The 20,491-nt window shown below is 68.6% G+C and carries 19 protein-coding genes; 14 read left to right on the top strand and 5 right to left on the bottom strand.

Features of this window, described 5'->3' with window-relative positions:
- The first annotated feature begins 167 nt into the window (after positions 1-167).
- Complete coding sequence (locus tag GWK61_RS18120) at positions 168-416, top strand: hypothetical protein (protein WP_194909571.1); 249 nt, start codon at positions 168-170, stop codon at positions 414-416.
- Positions 417-441: 25 nt separating this feature from the next.
- Here GWK61_RS18120 and GWK61_RS18125 read toward each other — a convergent pair whose 3' ends face one another.
- The 3 genes from GWK61_RS18125 to GWK61_RS18135 form a co-directional block, all read right to left on the bottom strand.
- Positions 442-2,490 carry an NACHT domain-containing protein gene (locus GWK61_RS18125; protein WP_194909572.1) on the bottom strand — a complete coding sequence of 683 codons (2,049 nt, stop codon included), beginning with the start codon at positions 2,488-2,490 and terminating at the stop codon, positions 442-444.
- 86 nt (positions 2,491-2,576) lie between these two features.
- On the bottom strand, positions 2,577-2,816 hold the full coding sequence (locus GWK61_RS18130) for a hypothetical protein (RefSeq protein ID WP_194909573.1): 240 nt from the start codon (positions 2,814-2,816) through the stop codon (positions 2,577-2,579).
- A gap of 147 nt (positions 2,817-2,963) precedes the next feature.
- On the bottom strand, positions 2,964-3,416 hold the full coding sequence (locus GWK61_RS18135; protein ID WP_194909574.1) for a prepilin peptidase: 453 nt from the start codon (positions 3,414-3,416) through the stop codon (positions 2,964-2,966).
- A 399-nt stretch (positions 3,417-3,815) separates the two neighbouring features.
- Here GWK61_RS18135 and GWK61_RS18140 point away from each other — a divergent pair, with 399 nt between their 5' ends.
- The 13 genes from GWK61_RS18140 (at position 3,816) to GWK61_RS18200 (ending at position 15,461) form a co-directional block, all read left to right on the top strand.
- On the top strand, positions 3,816-4,466 hold the full coding sequence (locus GWK61_RS18140; RefSeq protein WP_194909575.1) for a hypothetical protein: 651 nt from the start codon (positions 3,816-3,818) through the stop codon (positions 4,464-4,466).
- Positions 4,460-5,401, top strand: coding sequence for a hypothetical protein (locus GWK61_RS18145; RefSeq protein ID WP_194909576.1), 942 nt, complete (start codon positions 4,460-4,462; stop codon positions 5,399-5,401). Before GWK61_RS18140 ends, GWK61_RS18145 begins: the two co-directional genes overlap by 7 nt.
- A gap of 64 nt (positions 5,402-5,465) precedes the next feature.
- Positions 5,466-6,185 carry an SAF domain-containing protein gene (locus tag GWK61_RS18150; protein ID WP_194909577.1) on the top strand — a complete coding sequence of 240 codons (720 nt, stop codon included), beginning with the start codon at positions 5,466-5,468 and terminating at the stop codon, positions 6,183-6,185.
- A gap of 2 nt (positions 6,186-6,187) precedes the next feature.
- Positions 6,188-6,967, top strand: a complete 780-nt coding sequence (locus tag GWK61_RS18155; RefSeq protein ID WP_194909578.1) for a CpaE/TadZ family protein — start codon at positions 6,188-6,190, stop codon at positions 6,965-6,967.
- Positions 6,967-8,289 carry a TadA family conjugal transfer-associated ATPase gene (locus GWK61_RS18160; RefSeq protein ID WP_194909579.1) on the top strand — a complete coding sequence of 441 codons (1,323 nt, stop codon included), beginning with the start codon at positions 6,967-6,969 and terminating at the stop codon, positions 8,287-8,289. The genes GWK61_RS18155 and GWK61_RS18160 overlap by 1 nt, the downstream gene beginning before the upstream one ends.
- The gene (locus GWK61_RS18165; RefSeq protein WP_194909580.1) at positions 8,286-9,179 is read left to right on the top strand and encodes a type II secretion system F family protein; all 894 of its coding nucleotides are present in this window, start codon (positions 8,286-8,288) and stop codon (positions 9,177-9,179) included. The genes GWK61_RS18160 and GWK61_RS18165 overlap by 4 nt, the downstream gene beginning before the upstream one ends.
- Positions 9,176-10,072, top strand: a complete 897-nt coding sequence (locus GWK61_RS18170) for a type II secretion system F family protein (RefSeq protein WP_194909581.1) — start codon at positions 9,176-9,178, stop codon at positions 10,070-10,072. The genes GWK61_RS18165 and GWK61_RS18170 overlap by 4 nt, the downstream gene beginning before the upstream one ends.
- A gap of 116 nt (positions 10,073-10,188) precedes the next feature.
- The gene (locus GWK61_RS18175) at positions 10,189-10,347 is read left to right on the top strand and encodes a hypothetical protein (protein WP_194909582.1); all 159 of its coding nucleotides are present in this window, start codon (positions 10,189-10,191) and stop codon (positions 10,345-10,347) included.
- Between the two features lie 99 nt (positions 10,348-10,446).
- A complete protein-coding gene (locus GWK61_RS18180; protein ID WP_194909583.1) occupies positions 10,447-10,644 on the top strand; it encodes a hypothetical protein in 198 nt (65 codons plus the stop codon).
- Positions 10,645-10,703: 59 nt separating this feature from the next.
- Complete coding sequence (locus tag GWK61_RS18185; protein WP_194909584.1) at positions 10,704-11,147, top strand: TadE/TadG family type IV pilus assembly protein; 444 nt, start codon at positions 10,704-10,706, stop codon at positions 11,145-11,147.
- Positions 11,148-11,176: 29 nt separating this feature from the next.
- On the top strand, positions 11,177-11,674 hold the full coding sequence (locus tag GWK61_RS18190) for a TadE family protein (RefSeq protein WP_194909585.1): 498 nt from the start codon (positions 11,177-11,179) through the stop codon (positions 11,672-11,674).
- Positions 11,671-12,123, top strand: coding sequence for a pilus assembly protein TadG-related protein (locus GWK61_RS18195; RefSeq protein ID WP_194909586.1), 453 nt, complete (start codon positions 11,671-11,673; stop codon positions 12,121-12,123). Before GWK61_RS18190 ends, GWK61_RS18195 begins: the two co-directional genes overlap by 4 nt.
- A 59-nt stretch (positions 12,124-12,182) precedes the next feature.
- Positions 12,183-15,461, top strand: coding sequence for a BTAD domain-containing putative transcriptional regulator (locus GWK61_RS18200; RefSeq protein ID WP_194909587.1), 3,279 nt, complete (start codon positions 12,183-12,185; stop codon positions 15,459-15,461).
- A gap of 791 nt (positions 15,462-16,252) precedes the next feature.
- On the opposite strand, the gene GWK61_RS18205 is transcribed toward GWK61_RS18200, so the two are convergent.
- Positions 16,253-19,189 (bottom strand): hypothetical protein, encoded by a 2,937-nt coding sequence (locus tag GWK61_RS18205; RefSeq protein WP_194909588.1) that lies wholly within the window; start codon positions 19,187-19,189, stop codon positions 16,253-16,255.
- 20 nt (positions 19,190-19,209) lie between these two features.
- Positions 19,210-19,938 (bottom strand): hypothetical protein, encoded by a 729-nt coding sequence (locus tag GWK61_RS18210; RefSeq protein WP_194909589.1) that lies wholly within the window; start codon positions 19,936-19,938, stop codon positions 19,210-19,212.
- Positions 19,939-20,491: the final 553 nt, after the last annotated feature.

Raw genomic sequence — 20,491 nt, forward strand, 5'->3', positions numbered from 1 at the left:
CCTCCTGCGTGCTCCGGACTCAACACCCACGAGCTACACAGAAGGCCCTGCCTTCATGCGTGCATTGACATCAAGTCACACGAACGAGAACACGCCACACGCCCTGTTCGGTTGAGCAACAGCCTCTCAGACAGGCCGCCGAACTTGCAGCCGGACGTACGTCCCGTGTGGTGATCGAGTTCTGTCCCGGCCCGGGGCCGCGCGGGCAGACCACTGTCGAGACGGTCCACGTCGACCTCGTCACCCTCGATCTGCGTTCGACCGCGACCCGGCTGCTGCATGGCGGGATCAGCTTTTCTCAAGCCAGCTATCACGCCCGGCCCGCGGTCGGCCGTAGCGGCCGCAGCTGGCCCGCGCGCGAGACGTTCTGGACACTTGGGACGCCGGTGGTGTCGAGCGTCGAGCCCGGCGAATAGCGTCCGGTGGACGGAATCATCGGATTCAGACCTCCTCGCGCTCCTCGGCCAAGTGTTCCTGCAGCAGCAGATGACGGTACTGGTAGCGCGGTCCGGCGATGCGGAAGATGTCTACGCGGCGTGCGTCGTCCAGGAACGTCATGAGCCGCAATGGTGTCCAGTGGTGGAGTGCGAGCCACCATCGCACCGTGGTCAGGTTGCCCCAGGCACTCGTTGCGTACAGCATCAGCCCTAGTCCCGCGCCGCCGAGCAGTGCACCGTTGGCCGCGCCGAGAAGGCCCTGTCCGGCCGTCGACAGGTGCAGTATTAAGTGCGTGCGCGGGGAGTCCGTCAGGGCGATCCCGCCTCCGACCACGACCCCCGCGACGGCGCCCATCGCGGCTCCCAACAGCACGGCACGACGGTCGGCCGCCATCGATGTCGACGGGGTGACCGCTTCCTTGGGCACGGTCGGCGACGTGGCCAATCGTGCCGCGCCGAAAACGGCTCCGAAGACCAGCGCGGCGAACAGTCCCGCCGCCGCCGAGTACAGCAATCCGGCGAGTAGACCGCCGACGAAGACGCCGACCAGGGCGTACCGCGAGGTCCGCACCATTGCCCCGGGCCTGCGCAGTTCCCGGGGCCGGATCGCCTTGAAGGAGAACCGGCGGGGTGCCTCGACGGGCAGCGAACCCACGGTCGCCCCGCCGCACAGCCCGGCGGCCAAGCCGAACAGGACACCGAACCCGGGCTTGCCGAACTGCCAGAAGATCAAGGCACCGAGCGGGAGACACGCCAACGCCCCGGCGATGATCGGGGTGAGGAGCAGGACTCTCCTGGGAACGTGTCGGTTCAGCTCCCACCAGCTGAGCTCGGTCGATCCCAGGCTGGACAGGTGTCGCGCGATATTGCGATGCCAGCCCAGCGCCGCCTCGCGGTCCCAGTCGACCTTGGGACGGTCGCGGCCGCCGTGGTCGGACCGAGGGCCGTAGGCGCCGCGCATCGCGTGGTCCAGCAGATGGCGCTGGATCGCCGCGCTGTCGGGAAACCGCGCGATGTCCAGCAGCTCCGCGGGGTTCCGGCTGGAGGAGGTGTAGGCGTCGATCGCCAGCGAGAGCATGAACGGATTGGTGAGTGTCTCGGCCAGTGCCGGATTGGCTGCCTCGGTGATCGCGGCGCCGATGTGCACCCAGCGGGCCAGGCTGTCGGCGTTGTCCGCGAAGCACGCTTCGATATGGGCTGCTGCGCTGTCGCCCGCCAGCGGCTTCAGCCGCACCATGGCGGCACCCGGCAGGCTCGCCCCGTCCAGAACCGCCCAGATCTCCGGGTCGCGGCAGGCGAGGATGTAGTCGTGGTGGAAGGCCGGATCCTCCCTCAGATGCTTGAGAACGCGCTTGGCCAGATCGGTGGGGAGCTCGTCCAGTCCATCGAGAATCACGACCAGTCGGCTCTCGGACAGCAGGGAGTCCGCGGTATGCGTGCCGTATTCGGGGTCGGCCAGGAACCGGTGTTCCTCGGACAGCCGACGCTCGAGCCACCGCCCGAACTCGGGGATCTTCCCGGCGTCGGCACGCCAGGCCGACAGCTCGAAGACGATGGGGATCCGGCCGCCGCCGTTCATCGGGTCCTCCAGCAGCCGGTTGGCAGCCATGAGGCAGAAGGCCGACTTGCCCGAACCCGGGCCGCCGACGACCACGAGGCGGCGCGGTGCGGCGGCGAAGTCCTCGATCAGCGCCGCGACGGTCGGGGCGGCGTCGGGCCCGTTCCGGCCGACCGGTTCCCACGGCACGGCCATGACGTCCGCGGCGTGCACGAGATGACGCTCGCCGGCCTCTTTCCGGTACTGCCGCGTGACCTGGTCACGAAGCTGCAGGGCGGCCGCGTCGAGCTGCTCTTGAGTGCTCCTGATGCTCCGGCCCGCAAAGAACTTCTTGATCCGATCCTGATACGGCGTGAGCCCGAGCAGGACGGTGAGCAACGAGCTGTAGGCGCTCAGGCTGTCCGGACCCCAGCGGACGAACGCGAACACCACGAAGGCGGAGACCGCGAGCCACAGCACGACATGGCCGAAGCTCCTCAGAGCACTGCTACTCATGAAGTCATCTAATAGGCAGGCGCCGTCAGCGTCGAGCCCTGGCGGCGACGCGCATTGTCGGGCCAGACCGGATCCGACGGGATGAATCATGATGTCGTCTCGCTATCCAGGCGCGATGGCATCATGATCGCAAGAAGTGCTGCAAGCAGCATGTACGGTCCGAAGGCGATGCGCTGCATGGGGCGGCAGGGGCAATGAATGTCGAGCCAGGACGGTAGCCGGAGCGAGGACGAAGTTGAGAGCAGCGGCGTACAGAGGGTGGTCCAGCTGATCCACGCGGCGATGGTGCCGAGCGGCAGAGCAGTGTTCGAACTCAGCTGATACACACCCGGACAAGATCGAGAAAGCCATGAAAGGCATGGCACTCGACCCTTGACGGCCTGATCCGAGTCCCGCAGCTCACGTCTCGAATCGGGACTCATGGGTGTCGACCATCTGCGGAACCCACAGGTAAACCCGACTGAGACGGCCTATCAGCCGCTGATCGCAACGGCAACCAACGCGCCCGCGAAGATGTACGGCGCGAAAGCAAGCGTCCTGTCTCGAGCCCTGGTGCTCCGCATACGCCTCGCCGCGGAAACGACAGCCGCGAGCAAAAAAGCTACGAGCGCACCGCGAGCCGTAGCGTTCCATCCCAGGTAGCCGAGGAAGATCCCGCAGAATCCAGCGGTCTTGCAGTCCCCAAGCCCAAGCTGTCCAGTCACAAGGGCAAGTGCGAGGTAGGCCAGGAGAGTCGCGATGCCAGCGAGCACCGACCTACCCAGGGCTCCGTAGGCCCCTGCGCTGCACGCAGCGAGCGCCAGTAGCGCGACTGCGGCAGGCACGGCGGGGATCAGAATGCGGTCGGGCACCTTACGTGCTACTAGGTCGATTGCTGACAGCGGAAGGGCCACCGCCACCAACAGCAAGTATGCCGCCAGCTCCACTTTTGTACCGAACCGTGCACCTACCCCCACCCCCGCAATCGCACCGCCCGTAAGTGCAGAGCTAGCCCACTGCCACCGAATATCCCGCTGGCCGATGGCGCGACTGGCGGCGCCGACAGCAAAGACTCCGGCGACAGTACCGACAAGAGCGCCCGCTGATAAGGCGACCGGCGTCGCGTGTAGCTGAGTCAAGGTCGAATTTCCTTCATCAAGTACCTACTAAATGTATTTATAGAATAGTGTCAGGCCGCTTTGCCAAGTCGTAACACGGGTGGACTAGACCGGACCCATGCCGATCTGCATAAGATCTGGATCTAGCAAATCTTTGTGGCGCATCATGACCTAAGCGTTCATTTTCGCAAAAATCGGGCGCCGCACGCTCACCGTACGGGGAGGATCATGGATTCTGTCGAGGGGCAGCCGGACAGCGCCCGCAGTCGGCGACGGCGCATCCCGGCCGCCGGGCCGGCACGGGCTCTCGCGGCTGTCGTCGCCGCCGCAGCAATCGTCTCGGCGGCGGGGTGTAGCTCCGGCGCCAAGACCACTGGGGCCTCAGCGCCTGGGGGCTCGGGTTCGTCATCGGCGTCCGGCTCGGCGTCCACCAACGCTCAGACGGCCACCTCCGCGCCGTCCGGCGCCGATTCGCTGGGACCGCAGGCTCAGGCCGCCTATCGGGGTATGTGGTCGGATGTCATCGGGGTGCTCGCGAAGTCGAACTACCAGGATCCGGTGCTGACGCACCACCTGTCCGGTGCCGCGCTGTCGTACTGGGTCAAGGCGATCTACATCGATCAGCGCAACGCCGCCGTGGGACAGGGGCAGCCGACGCTGCAGCACCCGACCGTCACCCGCATCGTCGGCACTGGCGCATCGGCGCAGGTCGTCCTGGACGATTGCGTGGACATGAAGCCGTGGCGGATGGTCGCCAGCGATGGAACCCCGGTGGACCCGACGGCTGACGGTCGCCACAAGGTGGAGGTTCTCGTCTTGCAGTCCGGCGGGGCCTGGAAGATCGACCAGTTCGCATTTTCCGCGGAGGGAACGTGTTGACCAAGGGTCGCCGCGCCGTGTCACTGACGGTGCTGGCAACGGCGGTCACCATCATCACGGCGGGCATCGCGAGCGCCGGCATCGCTCCCGTCGGCGGCGGCGGGACGTGTGACAAAACGCAGGGGACGTGCACGGTTGAGGTGGGCAAACCAGGCTCCCCGGGCACCACGACGACGCCCACGAGCACCGGCGGCCGTACAAGCGGCGGGTCCGGCGGCTCGAACGGTGCGACGCCCTCGCCCGAGCCCACCATGATCAATGACAGCTGTGTCTACGCCCCTGATCCCACGTTCACCCCGCAACCGGGCGACGGCCTGGACCAGCACACGGGCGAAAAGGGTGGCTGGTATCAGATGACCTGTCCGGACGCGGTCAAGCTCGGTACAACGGTTCCGACCGCCACCACGACCACTACGGAGGTCTGGTTGGTGACGCCGCCACCGCCGGCGCTGCTGAAGCCGACACCGGTGGTGTTGGCGGTTCAGGCGCAGCAGTTGTTGAAGCTGCCGGTGCCGGCGATCGCCTCAAGCCCGAGGCCGGGTCTGCCGCAGCTCGTCACGATGCCGACGTGGGCGTGGTTGGATCCGGCGCTACTGGCTCCGGTGTCGGCGACGGCGTCGGTGCCGGGTGAGTCGGTGACGGCTGTCGCCCGTGCTAGGGCTGTGACCTGGGACTTCGGGGACGGAACCACCGTTACCTGCCTGGGTGCGGGAACCCCGTTCCCGTCCGGGGGCGACCCGTCGGCCGCCTCGCCGGATTGTGGTCACACCTACACCCACTCCTCAGGCTCCGGCACCCTCAAGATCACCGCAACGATCCACTGGGATGTGACCTGGAGCGGTGCCGGACAAGCAGGAGCGTTCGCCGGCATGGCAACTACGACCTCCGAGCAAGTTGTCGTCGAGCAATCCCAGGCTCTGGTCACGAACGGCTGACCGGCCGCAGCCAGCCTGTCTTCTCGTCCATCTCCTGACACGTAATTCCCTTGTGAGGTCCCCCATGGCTACCCCTTTGCCTTCCACTCGGCTGCCTCGGCGTCTGCCGCGCCCGGGCAAGAGCCCTGGCGCTGCCGCGTCGACGTCGCAGGCCGGACCCGGGCAGACGCGCGTGGCCGCCTCCGGGCGTAAGCGGGCCCGCCCCTACGTGGTGCTGGGCGCGGTGCTGGCTGTTGGCGGGGCGTTCGCGGTTGCCGGGGCGTTCTCGCACTTGGGCGGAAAGGTCGCAGTGTTGCAGCTGGCCCGCCCCGTTCACAGCGGCCAGATTTTGTCTGTCGAAGATGTCCGCAGCGTGGAAGTCGCTGCCGGAGCGAACGTTCCGTTGATCACCCTGTCGTCTTCCGGCTCGGTGATCGGGCATCCGGTGGCGATGTCGCTGCCGGCCGGGACGCTACTGTCCCCGGCTGACCTGGGCAGCTCGGCGCTGCCGAGCGGGCAGGCCATGGTGGCCGTCCAGGTCAAGGCTGGTGCGTTCCCGACCGAGCTGGCCTCCGGGCAGAAGGTGGCAGTGGCCGCGGTCACCCCGGCCGGCACCGCCTCGGGAGTGCAGGTGGTGGTGCCCTCGCTGCCGACCGCCACCGTGATCTCGACGACCTCCGCCTCGGACTCCTCAGGGTCGATGTCGGTGACCTTGCAGACCGACAGCTCCTCTGCGGGGCAGATCGCCTCAATCCCGGCCGGCCAGGTGCAGCTGATAGTCGTCGGCTCCGGCACGGGGAGCTGAGCATGCTGATCACTGTGGGTTCGATCAAGTCCGGCGCGGCGACCACGACCGCGCTGGCCCTCGGCGCGACCTGGCCGAGCAACGCCACCGTCGTGGTGGTGGAGGCCGACCCGTCCGGCGGCGACGTCGCGTCGCTCTTCGGCCTGGAGCGCGAGCCGGGTCTGGTTTCGCTGAGCGCCGCCGCCCGCGCGCGACACGAGGTCGGACTGTTGACCGAGCATGCCCAGGCGTTGCCCGGCGGGCTGCGTGTGGTGGCCGCGCCCCCGGGGGCCGAGCAGGCCGGTGGCGCGGTGGGCCTGCTGGGCCGGGACGCCGGCCCGCTGTGGAAGGCCGCCGCGTCGGCTGAGGACCTGGTGGTGATTGTCGATGTCGGGCGGCTGGACCCGGGCTCGCCGGCGCACGTGCTGGTGGCCGCCGCCGACGCGGCGCTGCTGGTGGCCCGTCCGACCCTGAACGAGGCGCACGCTCTTGCCGCCCGGCTGGACGGCCTGATCAGCGCCACCGGGGCGGCCGGTACACGGCTGCATCTGGTGCTGCACGGCGAGGGCTACCCGGCCGAGCAGGTGTCGCAGTCACTCGCGTTCCCCGTCACGGCGCACCTTCCGCACGACGCGAAGGCCGCGGCGATCCTGTCCGGGGCCGGGCGAGGCGAACTGCGCCGCACGGCACTGGCCGGCGCAGCCCACCGGCTGGGCCAGGCCCTGCTGGACGAGCACCACGCCGCGCAGGCCGAAGAGGCCCCGGAGATGACGCAGGTTCTGGACATGGAGGAGGTCGCGTGATGTACGGATCCGATGGATCGCTCGAGGCGGGTGCAGCTGAGCGCGAGCGCGCGGTGGTGGCCGCGGTGCGCCAGCGGGTCGGGTCGTCGCTGGCGTCCTGGGCCGCGGACAAGGACCTCCCGGTCGCGGAGCGCGAGGCTCGGGCCCGGGAGATGATCGCTGACGCGCTGGCCGAGTTGACCCGCAACGCGATCGCCGGCGGCGGCGAGGTGCTGCCGCGCGAGGCCGAGGCCCGGATCGCCGAGGCCGTGATCAACGTGCTGTTCGGGCTCGGTGGCCTGCAGCCGCTTCTTGATGATCAGAGCATTGAGAATATCTACGTGAACTCGCACGACGTCGTGTTCGTCGACACCGTGTCGGAGAAGGGAAAGCGTGTCGGGCCGGTCGCTGGCTCCAACGAGGAGCTGATCGACATGATCCGGCTGGCCGCGGCCCGAACCGGGGTGGAGGAGCGGCGGTTCGACCGGGGAAGCCCGGAGGTGAACCTGCAGCTGGCCGACGGCTCCCGGATGCACGCCATCGCCTGGATCACCCCCACGCCGACGATCACAATCCGTCGGCACCGGTTCACCCGGGTTCGGCTGGCCGGCCTGGTGGAGCTCGGAACGCTGAGCTCTGAAATCTCCGCTCAGATCGCCGCGTGCGTGCTGGCGAGGAAGAACATCGTGATCGCCGGGTCCACCAATGCCGGCAAGACGACGTTCTTGCGAGCCCTGGCCGCGGAGATCGCACCGCACGAGCGCCTGATCACCATTGAGGACACGCTCGAATTGGGCCTTCATAAGGCCCCTGATCAGCATCACAACGTGATCGCCCTGCAAAGCCGCGAACCGAACACCGAAGGCGAGGGTGCGATCACGCAGGCGCAGTGTGTGCGCGCCGGGCTGCGGATGTCTCCGGACCGCGTGATCGTCGGGGAGGTCCGCGGCGACGAGGTGCTGCCGATGCTGGCGGCCATGAGCCAGGGCAACGACGGCAGCATGACCACCGTTCACGCGAACAGCACCACCGGAGTGTTCACCCGCTTCGCCACCTACGCCGCCCAGGCCCCCGAGCGTCTGAGCATGGAGGCGGCGAACATGGCGATCGCCGGCGCCGTTGATGTGGTGATCCATCTGGCGAAGGTCGGTGGCCGGCGGGTGCTGACCGGCGTCCTGGAGGTCGAAGGCTTCGACGGCACCCAGGCCACCTACCACAAGGTCTACGAGCCCGGCCCCACCGGCGCCGCGGTGTTGGCTCACGGCTGGCGCAGCCAGACCGTCACCGAACTCATCGACGCCGGCGCCGACGAAGCGCTTTTCGCCCGGCGGTGGACGACGTGAACGCCGTAACCGCCCTGATCGTGGCCGGGTTCGCGGTCGGGGTCGGGCTAGTGCTCATCGTCCGCGGCCTGTCCGGGGACGGCCAGGAGTCCACCGCGGCGCCGAGCAAGCTGGATGTCTGGCGCCAGCAGCTGGCCGAGCCCAAGACAGTGCGCCGCCTGGGGATCACCTTCGGCGCGGCGGTTCTCGCAGGTGTCTTCACCGGCTGGCCGGCCGCGGCGCTACTCGCCGGCGGGGTCGCCTGGTTCGCGCCGTCCCTGATGGGCCGGGACACCTCCACCAAGAGCGAGGTCGCCCGGATCGAGGCGATCGCCTCCTGGGCGGAACTGCTGCGCGACACACTGTCGGCCGCGGCCGGGCTGGAGCAGTCCATCCTGGCCAGCGCAACAGCCGTCCCGGCGCCGATCCGCGAACAGGTTCAGGGTTTGGCCGGCCGGCTGCGCGCCGGCGCGACGCTGGAGGAGTCGCTGAAGGCGTTCGCCGCCGAGCTTGCCGACCCGACCGCCGACCTGATCATCGCCGCGCTGCTGCTGGCCTCCCGGTCCCAGGCCCGCAACCTGCCCGAGGTCCTCGGATCCCTCGCGGAGGCCACGCGCGCGCAGGCGGCGCTGCGGCTGCGTACGGCCGCCGACCGGGCCCGGACCCGCACCTCCGTGCGGATGATCACGTGCGTGGTGATGGCGATGGCGTTCGGGCTGATCATGCTGAACCGCTCCTTCCTGTCCCCGTATGACACGCCGACCGGGCAGCTGGTGCTGCTGCTGGTCGCAGCACTGTTCGGCAGTGCCCTGATGTGGCTGAACAAGATGGGCGCGGGCAAGGCTCCGGCGCGGTTCCTGACCCGGCTGGACGACCCCACCGCGACGGCGAGCCTTCGGGGGCGTCGATGACCGCGTGGATGTTGCTGGCCGGCGCGGGTTTCGGCCTGGGGCTGACCCTGCTGGCTCGGGGCTTGTTCCCGCCCAAGCCGACGCTGGTGCAGGCGCTGGCGGATCTGAACCGGGCCCCGGCACCGGTGCGGATCCTGTCGGCCGACGACGGCGGCTGGGCCGCCCGGTTCGGCGGCCCGCTGGTCGGACTGCTGGAGTCCTGGAACCTGCCGGGTGAGAAGACGGCCAGGGACCTGCAGGTGCTGGAGCGCTCGGCACGTCGGTACCTGGCCGAGAAAGCCGTCGCCGCCCTGGCCGGGCTGCTGCTACCGCTGGTGCTTACCGCGGCACTGGCCGCGGCCGGCGTGGTGCTGCCCTGGTCGGTCCCGGCCTGGGGAGCCCTGGCGTGCGCCGCGGCCGGGTTCTTCGTCCCGGACCTGACGGTGAAGTCCGAGGCCGCCGCACGGCGTATGGAGTTCCGGCACGCCTTCACGGCCTTTATCGATCTCGTAGTCATCGGGCTGTCCGGCGGCGCCGGCGTGGAGGCCGCGCTGGATCAGGCCGCGCGAATCGGCGAGGGCTGGTCGTTCTCCGCGATCCGCAAGGCCCTGGATGCCGCCAGGCTGTCCCGGGTCGCCCCATGGACCACGCTCGGGCAGCTCGGCGTCGAACTGGACGTGCCGGTCCTGGAGGAGATAGCCGCCTCGCTGACGCTGGCCGGCGTGGAGGGGGCGAAGATCCGCGCCTCCCTGTCGGCCAAGGCCGCCGCGCTTCGCGCGCACGCCCTGTCCGACGCCGATGCCGCCGCGCAGCAGGCCACCGAACGCATGGCGCTGCCGGTGGTCCAGATGTTTGCGGGGTTCTTGGTTTTCATTTCCTATCCTGCGCTCGCGCATGCTCTGGGGGCGCTGTGAAACCTCCCTAGTTCGCAGTGTCTTGATTTGGATCGGTTCGGAATCTACTGGAGGACGCTCATGACCGCCGCCACGGACCTGACTGTCACTGCCGACGGCAAGGACAGCGAAGCCGCGTGGCCCAAGCGCTCCGCGGTGCGCGCCTCGCTCGGGTCGCCGGGGCCGCGCTCGACCGGCTAAACGACGGCGGCCCGGAGGCCACCTTGGTCCTCGCCCTGGCGATCCCCTGGGTGGTCTTCGCCGGCTACGGCCTGATCCACCTCACCCAGAGCTGAAAGCCCACCACGACTCCCCCGGGACCCTCGCCCCGGGCGGGACGCGCCGCCGCCGGCGGCGCAGCACCACCGCACATCCGCACCACGAAAGGCACCACGATGTCAGAGCTGATCCCCCTGAAGGCCATGTTCGACGGGCTCAAGGCCCGCCTGGCCGCGCTGCGGGAGAACCCCGAGTCCGGCATGACCACCGAGTACGTGATCGTCGTGGCGCTGATGGCCGCCGCCGCGATAGCCATCGTGGCGATCATCGTCGCGAAGGTCACGGCCAAGGCCAACGCCATCCAGACCGGGTGACGCACGCCCGTATATCAATCTATTGGCAAATAGCGAGTAGTCGAGAGGAGTGTGGCGCGATGCCGGAACAGAACGTCGAAGCGGGACCGCCTGTGCGGCATCGCGGCCTGGCCGGTCGCGTTCGCCGTCTGCGCGAAGACGGCGAACGCGGCTCGGTCACCACAGAACTCGTGATCGCAACGCCCCTTCTGCTCCTGCTGGTCCTGGCAGTCATCCAATTTGGACTCCTGTGGCATGCCGAGCAGGTCGCCCAAACCGCCGCCTCCCAGGCGGTCAACGCCGCCCGCGCACAGAACACTTCCGGCGCAGTGGGGCAGGGCCGCGGCGAGCAGATCCTGTCCCAGCTCGGCTCCGGCGTGCTGACCAGCAAGTCCATCTCGGTGTCCCGCGGCGCCGGGCAGGTAACCGCGGACGTGCAGGGCCAGGTCGAGTCGATCATCCCCGGCTGGCACCCCTCGGTGCACGCCCACGCCGCCGCCCCCGTCGAGGTCTACGTCCCCTAACCCCGACCCGATCGAGACAGGAGAAAGCGATGAGCACTGCACCACGCCCCGCCGGCGTGCGATCCGTGCTGCGCGCTCGCCTGGCCGCCCTGCGCGCGCACCCCGAGTCCGGGTCCACCACGATCGAGCTGACGCTGCTGGCCCCGGTCTTCATCTTGTTCTTCCTGCTCGTGGTCGCCCTCGGCCGGGTCACCGTCGCACACGGGAAAGTCCAGGACGCCGCGTTCGCCGCCGCCCGGGCGGCGACCCTGGCCCCGAACGCCGCCGCGGCAGCCTCGGCGGCCGAATCCGCCGCCGCCCAGTCCCTGGTCAACGCCGGCGTGGTGTGCCGGTCCTTCAGCGTGCAGGCATCCGTGGGCTCGCTGGCCCCGGGATCGCAGGTGAGCGTGCACGTGGATTGCACCGTCGGCCTGGCCGACGTCGCGGGGCTTCGTCTCCCGGGAGCCTCGACCCAGTCCGCGACCTCCGTTTCGGTGGTTGATCGTTTCCGCAATCTGGACGGCCCCGCGGGAGACAGCGCGCCATGAACCATCGCATCAAAGCTCTGATTGCCACGGTACGGGCGCGCGCCACAGCCACCGGCGGACCGGAGGACGGGGTGGCCACGGTGTTCGTCGTGGTGATCACCGCCGCGCTGCTGGTGATGGCCGGTCTGGTGCTCGACGGCGGCCGAGCGCTGGACGGCAAGTCACGGGCGGTGGAAGAAGCACAGGAGGCGGCGCGGGCCGGGGCACAGGCCCTGGACCTCGACGCATTCCGCACCAGCGGACACGGCACGCTGAGCCCGGGCAAGGCGATGGCCGCCGCCCAGTCCTACCTGGCCGCCACCGGCGATGCCGGGACCGTGGCCGTGAACGGCGATGCGGTCACCGTGACCGTCACACGCGTGGAGCACACCCAGATCCTTCAGATCGTCGGCCTTTCCACGCTGACCTCCACCGCCTCTGCGACGGCGACCGCCGAGCAGGGCGGGTGAGCCCCGTGCCGCCGACCTCCACGCCCCGCCGCCCCGCCGCCGACCGGAAAGCCAGAACCGTGACTGCACGCCGAACCCCCGCCCCGATCCGCGCGATCGCCTGGCTGTTCAAGGCGGTGTTCCTCACCGTGCGTGCGGCGTTCGCCGTCGCGCTCGGCGCGGCGGTGCTCGGCGGACTGCCCTGGGCGCTCGTACGCTTCGCCGGCTGGCCGCTGCCTCACCACATGCTCTCCGCCGGGCAGCTAAAAACCGACCTGACCTCGCCGATCCTGGGCGACCAGTTCTACCTCAACGCGATCGCGATCGTGCTGTGGTTCCTGTGGTCGATCCTGGCGTTCTCGTTCCTGCTCGAGCTGGTCTACGCCGTGCGCCGCATCCCGGCCCCACACGTGCCGGGCCTGGGCCCGGCACAGCTGCTGGCCGGGTTCCTGATCACCGCCATCGGCGTCACCGCACTACTCGGCCGCTCCGCGGCCCCAGCGCGCGCCGACGTCTCGACGGTCGTGTCGAAGGCCCGCACCGTCGCCACCGCCCCGGCGACCATCAGTACCCCTTCCGGGCTGCGCGGCGCCTCGGCGCTTCCGGTCCGCGAGAGTGTGCACCACGTGGTGCCCGGCGACAGCCTGTACAAGATCGCCGAGCAGGACCTCGGCGACGGCCAGGACTGGCCGGCGCTGTTCAAGGCGAACGCCGGCGTCGTGCAGCACGACGGACAGCGCCTGGCCGACCCGAACCTGATCCTTCCTGGCTGGGACATCACCATCCCCGGCACCACCAAGAAACCCCAGACCGCCGCTCCGGCCCCGGCGACCACCACACCGGCACCGTCGACGGCGGCTCCGGTCGCCCCGACCCCCGCCGCACCGTCGGCGACGGGCCCATCCAACGTCGCGCCCTCGCCCGCCCACCAGGCGCCAGCAGCACCAGAGGGCAGCACGCCGCCCACCTCCCGGCCGGCACCGGCCGCCCCGGCTCGAAGCAAGAAGCCCGACACGGCGTCGGCTCGCCACACCGACGGTCGCGGCGGCGCGGGGTCCGGGCTGTGGATCGAGCTGGCCGGCGGCGGCGTGATCGCCGCCTCCACCCTGCTGGCGCTGCGCGCCGCCGCCTCGCGTCGACACAGGCTGCGCTCGCTGTGGGCCAACCCTTACTGGCCACGGCCCGGCGAGGTCAAACCGCTGGACACTCCGCAGATGCCGCCGGCGCTGCGGCCGGCGCGCACCATCGCCTTGACTCCCGCCGAACCGCAAGGCATCGAGGATCTGGACGGGATCGGCGAGCTGGACACCTTCGGCGCCCCGGCCGAATCCGCGGCTCCGCAGAGCGACCAGGATGCTCAGATCGCGGCGGCGGACACGCCGCCGGTGGTACTCGACGCCGAGCCCAACCTGCCGGGCGCCCAGCCGGTGTTTCTCAACGAGCCGACCGATGCCGACTCCGTCGGGCATGCCGAGGACACCGACTCGCCGTGGGTCCCGGTCGCTGTCACCAGCGATGGTCACAGCGTCGATCTGGGCAGCCTGTTCCCGGGCCTGGGGCTGACCGGCCCCGGAGCCCTGGGGGCGGCCCGGGCGATGGCCGCCGCCGTGCTTGCCACCCGCAGTCCCGAGGAGTTCGGCTCCAAGGCGCTGATTCCGCGCGCGGATGCCGCGCTGTTGCTGGAGGTGCCCGAGGCCGACCTTGACCGGTTGAATCGCTGGCAGCTGATGCTCGTCGACGACCTGTCAGAGGCCATCGAGTTCTTCAGCGGGTTCGCCGCGGCCCGCACTGCCGCGCTGGCCGAGTACGACGTGCCGGACTTCGACGCCCTCGCCCAGATCGACGATCTGCTGGACGACCCCGAGCCGATCGTGCTGCTGGCCGTGGCCCGCGGCGTCCTGGACGATCCCGCGAAGGCGATGCTGAAGCAGCCGGAGCACCTGCGGCTGCACTCGGTGCTTCTGGGCGCCCACCCGCACGGGACCACCTGGTCCATCGACGCCGACGGCGAGGTCACCTCCGGTGCGGCCGAGGACGGCGTGTACGCCTTCGACCTGTCGGCCGCCGGACTGCGCGCCGCGCTGGACGTGCTCACTCACGATGGTGAACGGCCGCCGATCGTGCCGCCGGACCCGCACGGGATGCTGGCCGGGCGCGAGAACCTGCCGACCAGATCAGACGACGACCAGCCCGAGGACTGCGCGATCCCGTTCGCTTTGGCGCCTGTTGCTGCTGACGAGCCCGGCGAAGGATCGTCGCACGCGGCCGACACGATCGCACCGGCGAGTCGAGACCCGCAACCGGGAAGCCCGGTCGCGCTCGTCGTGGCGTCGTCCACGCGCACCGACGACCACGAGGTGCGCGAACAGGCCAGCGGCGCGGCTGTAGACGACACCGCGTACGAACAGGAACCTGGCGGGCTGCCGGCCACCGCCGGCCCGGCGAGCCAGACTGCTGCCGGCCCGGTGTCGCCGACGGCGCCGCGTCTGATGCTGGTCCCGGCGCCCGTTTCCGCGGTGTCGGACGAGCACGACGGTATCGCGGTCGTCGAGCAGATCCTGGCCGACTTCAACGGCCGAGCTGCGCAGATCCGCGTCCTGGGCCCTTTGGGCGTCCACACCGCCTCCGGGCAGGTCGCTTCCGGGATACGCGGCGGAGGCTGGAAGATCGCCGCCCGGCTGGCGATGCACCACGCCCGCGGCCAGTCCTTGGAGGAGCTGGCCGAGCTGTGGCCGGATCTGGACGGGCAGAAGCTGTCTGACGCCCGCAAGAACGATTTCAAGTCGCTGCGGGCAGCGCTGAAGCGCGACGTGCTGGCCGGCACCGGCACCGGAGCCAAGGCCGAGTTCATCCCCCGCCGCGCCGGCCGGTTCCATCTGAGCCCGCAGTTCGTCGCCGTGGACCTGGCCTGCTTCGAGCACCTGCGCGCGATCGCCGCGCGCGCGGGCTCGACGCCGGTGCGTATCGCCGCCGCACAGGCCGCGCTCGGGTTGTACGAGGGTGATCTGTTGACCGGGATGGACGAGGAGTGGGTGATCGCCCCCCGGGTTGCGGTGCGCCGCGACGCCCTGGCCACCGCCACGCTGCTGGCGCAGCTGGCCGCCGAGGCCGAGGACCACGAGCAGGCGCTGTCCTGGTGGGAGCGGGCCCGGGGCATCGATGACAACGAAGAGGTCTACCGGCAGATCATGAAAACCCAGGCCCGCCTGGGCCGGCGCGCCGACATCAGCGCGACCAAAGCACTGCTGGAGGCCAAGCTGGACGAGGTCGGGGAAGGGCTCTCACCGGTCACCAGGGCCTTGCTCGGGGAACTGTTGTCGGGACGCACCCCGGTGCTGCCGCGTACTCCGGGCGCCTGAGCCAGCACATCAGGTTCTTCGACTACGCGCGGCCCACACCGCCGAGTCTGCGCCCGGCATCTGATTCGCGAGCGTCAGCCGTTGAGCGGGGCGAGAGATGTGGTCGCGACGCCACGCCAGGTTCTCTGGCATCGCCGCCACCCACCTGGGCGAAAGAGGCAGTCGCCGCACGACATGCCGGGCGTCCCCGGATGCCGGTGACAGGCTCGCCGCGGGCGGGCTACCGTAGGAGTTGCCGCCGCGACCTCCCCCCGTGGGTCGCGGCAGTTTCTGCTGGTCAGGACTTGGCTCACCCGGCCCCGGGGAGGTCAGTGCCGACGGTGAACACGTCGATGTCGTTCGACGACGTGCCCGGTTCGGCGGTTGTCACGGTTTCAGTTTCGGACATGCGGAAAATCAGCCCTTTCACAAACGGTGGGAACCCGGCGCGGCGCGGGATTGCGTCATCGCGCCGGACGCGGCGACCGCCGCGTGGACAACCATCCATCCGTGGATCGCCCGCCCGGCATTGTCAAGCCCCATCCCCTACCGCCCCGCAATGGCATCGTGCGCGGCGTGTGTGGCCATCGCGCGCCGGGTGTTCGGTGCGGCGCCGACGCCGGATCCCCGCCCGCGATCGACATGGATAACGGCGTGAATCCGCGGTTCGGACACCGCGTGGCTCACCACTTCATCGGGCGGGTGTCGCCAACACAGCTGTGACGTGTGAGTGTGCACAATTTGCAACGCGCGACCCAGAGTTGTCGCGTGGACGTGACTCTTGCTGCCATCCCACTGTCACGGCTAGCGGTTTAGGTAGGTTGCACGCCCTCCCGCACCTGACCTAATAGCGCCGTGATCCGATCCATTAGATCCACGAAGCCCTCTCTGCCCATCTGGTCTGCCAGCGCCGCTGCGCGCCGGGACAGCTCTGCGTCCGAGGAAGCCATAGCGGGCGCAAGGATCGCCGGGGCATGTTCGAGCAGATCGTAGGAGGCTAACGTCTGACCGTTTTTGTGTAGCGCAACGAACACGTCAAGGGTCTCGGCGGGATAGTCAGGTGCGGCTTGCGCGAGGGATTCGCCGAGCATCTGGTGTGTATCGAACTCCGGGTCCTGGGCGACGAACAGCAGGCGGGGGAGCCACCATTCGGCGTCGAAGCGGCCCGAAGTCACCCACCAGTAGAAGTCCAACAGCTCGCGACGCTCTGCGGCGCCGGCCTTTACCTGTTGATGCCGCCAGTTCCACAAGTCCCGGAAACGCGCGAGGACGGTGTCCGGGACATCGCCTTGGCTGTGGCGCAGCTGCCATCCGAGGTGGCCGAGCGCATTACGCATCAGTGCCGTGTCGCCGAACTCGAATAGCGCGCTCAGTGCTCGGTTGCTGAATCCGTCAACGAGTTGTCCGGTGACTGACAGGACGAGCACGTGGTCGGCTAGCGTCTGCTTGGGTGATCTCATGCTGAAGACTGCTGTGGCCGCTTCTGAATGCTCATCAGCGAGCGCCGTTAAGTGGATCATGAACCAGGGCTCGAGGGGCTCGAACAGGCCACGCGAGGGCCGGTAGCCCGCGAGTGTCACATTCCAAGCTGTCTCGAACCATGCTTGCTCGGCCTCGGTCAGGCTGCGGGCGTCGGTCGGTCCCAGGAGACGCTCGAGTCGCGCGTGAGTCCAGTCCGATGCCGCGGTAAGCAGGGTGCCGAGCCCTTCGCCGAACACAGCTGCAGCAGTAAGACTCTCGTCTTTGTCCGGCCCGGCATGTTCATCGAGGGCGGCGAGCACAGCCGTTGCCACCGTCTGCTGAGTGCTGTCAGGCTCGGAGTGCTCGGTACGCTGCTCATAGATGGACAGCAACAGCCTGATGGCCGCGCGTAGCGCTACGGGGCGGGTGGAGTTGAGGGAGAAGGTCAAGGCGTCGGTAGATGGTGGGCCGTAAGTCTGCTCCTCCTCGCACGTCGGGTAGCGAGACTTTGTGATCGGTTCCAGGGCAGCCCAGGCCGCACCGAACAGTTCGGGCCCAATCGCACCCGGTTGCGAGTTCAGTCCGAGGCGCACGAGATCGGCGGCCCGCTGGAGCGTGAAGCGCCAGGTTTCGTCGGCGTCTTCGTCCTGTTGCTGATCGTGCCGGGTTGCGCAGGCGGCGATGAGTCCGAGCACCTGCGCCCAAGGGAAGATGCGCTGCTGGCCGATCGCCTCCCGTAACCCGTCCAGAACCGCGCCGACGTATCCAGGCCCGAAGCTGGCGAATACATCGGCCTGCTGTGCGTAGGGGGCCGGATTGGCCGCAATGACCCTGCCGATGGCGCGTGTCAGACCCTCGGTTGAGGGGGCGCTGAACGAGGTGGCGGGGGCCGGGTCCCACGAACTGACGAAGGCCACTAGCTCCTCGGGGCTAAGCGCCGCCAGCTCGGCATCGCTGCGGGGGCTGATGTCCATGACGAACGGGAAATCGCGGGCAGACGCCTGCGCGGCCTCGGGCGGTAGCCCGTGGGAACCGGTCAGTTCGTCGAGCCGATCCGCGAGACGTTGCGGTAAGGCATCGCGGCCGATCTCGGCGAGCAAGTCGCGTTCCCAGCGGCCGATGTGGGTGGCGACTTGTTCGGCCGTGATCTCACTCTCGCTCGCCCCGAGCCTGCGCGCGACCCGTTCGGGGGTGAGATGCGGCGGATGCGCGATCAGCTGTTCCCACAGCTCGAGCTGGGCCTCGGTCAATTGGGACAGTACGGTTCGGGCGAGTCGGACGTACTCGGGTCGAAACTCTCCGGCGAGCAGATCCGGATCGGTCAGCTTCTCAAGGGCGAGTTCAACGGTGCCGGCTGGGCCGCCGATTGTAGGTTCGCTAGTGTCGCGCACGGTCGCAAACTCTCGCGCTGCCGCATGGCAAAGTGCGTCGAGCGCAAGGCGCTCGAAGATTGAATCTTGTCCGTGCTCAAAGACGGCGAGGATCTCGGCTAGCGGCATGCCCACGTCGATGTTGCCATGCGCAAGATCGCGCACCGCATCGACGAGGGCATGACCGACCTGATAGGTCATGCGGTCGTAGGCATCCGGCTGCCCCGCCTCGACAGCACTGCGCCACATCGATCGGATGCTTGGGACGAGCACGCCGGACTCAGTCCACAGGTCCAGCCAGACCGCGACCATGTTAAGAGTCTTGGGATCGGATTTGAGTGCCGAGACTACCTGCGGCAGCGTATGCGCGTACCGATACGGATCCAACCCGGCACCCTCAGCGATCCCGTCCCTTCCACCTGGCCGATAGATCGCTTGCGCGAGCTTCTTTGCCGGCTTGCGCTGGCCCGCATGGGCAAGCAACACGATGATCGCGACCAGTGGTTCCGGGTCGAGATAGACGCGGTAGGTACCTGAGAGGTAAAGGCAAATTGCGTTGACGAGGCGCTGCGCCTGGTCTGCGGGCATTCCGCTAGCGGCAGCAACAACTGCACGCTGCACGATCGGGTTGTCCGTGTCCTTGAACTGGTCGTGAGCCAGGACGGCGGCCACATCGTTCGGGACGAGACCTGCCATTCGTGCGAGGTATTCGCCTTGCGGCCACGCCTCGAACCGCGCGCCACCGGTCTCGTCGACGGTGCTGGCCGGGATATCCGCGAACGCCCCGCGAGCCGCTAGAGGCACGACCCACTTGGGGTTCTCCAGTCGGGAGTAGAAGAATTGGCGGTGCTGGGGACTGCCGAGTCGCTCGAGCGCCCGCTCGACCAGGGCCGTGCTGGGCGCTTCGTACTTGTCCACGTGGAGTGTGCCGTCGGGGGTCATTCGGTATCCAAGGTCGGCTCGGGATCGGGTGGCGCGAGCAGCCGGCGCGTGTTCGTGATTTCGAGGATGTCCGACAGTTCCTGGTTAACTGCGAAGAAGCTACCGATCCTGGCCGAGACGATGGTCTCGAACCGTGCGAAGTGGGTTCGGAGTTCCTCTTCAACCACCCGCCCCGCCTTTGTCGCACGGTCCAGATGAGCGCGAGCAACGAAGTACTCCCACGTCTCGCCTAGCAGTTTCGCTGTCGGGTTGTTGACGGCCGATTCGTTGCCTACAGCCACATACGCACGCCGCCGTGCCGTGCTGGCTTCGACGGTGACGGCTGCGCGCACCACCGCTTCGATCGTGGCAACAACACGCGGAGAGACGAGCAGGTCCGCTCCACGGATCGTTCCATCCGGCCCTTCCGTGAACCCGTGCGCCTCACGCGGCGTCGCCATCTCCAGACGCCACGCAGCGGCCAAGTCCTGAGCGGGCTCGTTGACGCCTACCGATGCCGGCAGATCAATTCCTTCGGCCAGGCCGAGGTAATGAGCCAGATTGTTCGCAATCTCCCTGACTGCATGGGAGATCATCACAACCACGGCCCTATCCCGACGGGGGGCGTCGACAAGATTCGTAGCGCATCGGTAGAGATCTGCGAGGTCACTCTTGATCTGCGCAAGCCGAGCCGCGAACTGTTCCCGCTCGACGCCGCCGGTCGGGATTTGCGCTTGCACGCTCACGCTCGTCCCTTCCCCGCGCTCATCCAGAGTATGGCTCCGATCACCGTCCTAGTATCCATCTCGCCGCGGCGCTAGACGGCCCGACACGACCGATGCGGCCGGGTTTCCCTTCGCACTGCAGCGCACCACTTTCACCGCCGAGACCGCACGCGGCATGCTCAATCCGGCAGCCATCGCGAAGCCATCCCAAGACGCTCCCGAAATTGGCCCGCCACCTGACGTGACAACCGCCAACAGAAATGACGAATCACACACCGATTCCCGGGTGACCCGTGTCGTTCAAGTTGTCCGTCTGCGAAGCTGTGACCTGGCTCCGGACAAATTCGATGGCAAGCACTATCGCCAGTGAAAGGGTGAACCTCCCACCGCACAGCATGGCGGTGCCATCGAATCTGACTTACTGGCACGTGTAGGTTCCGTGCTTCGCTGTCCCACACCTACGCCGTGACCATTGCGCTCTTTCGATTCCGCAACCGCCAGCGCGTTACCAACTGAACACCTGCGGATCGCCATAGACCGAGCTGAGCCGACGGCACCCTCATCCCCGCCCACG

The organism is Catenulispora rubra (assembly GCF_015356825.1).
In the GTDB taxonomy this organism is placed as follows: domain Bacteria; phylum Actinomycetota; class Actinomycetes; order Streptomycetales; family Catenulisporaceae; genus Catenulispora; species Catenulispora rubra.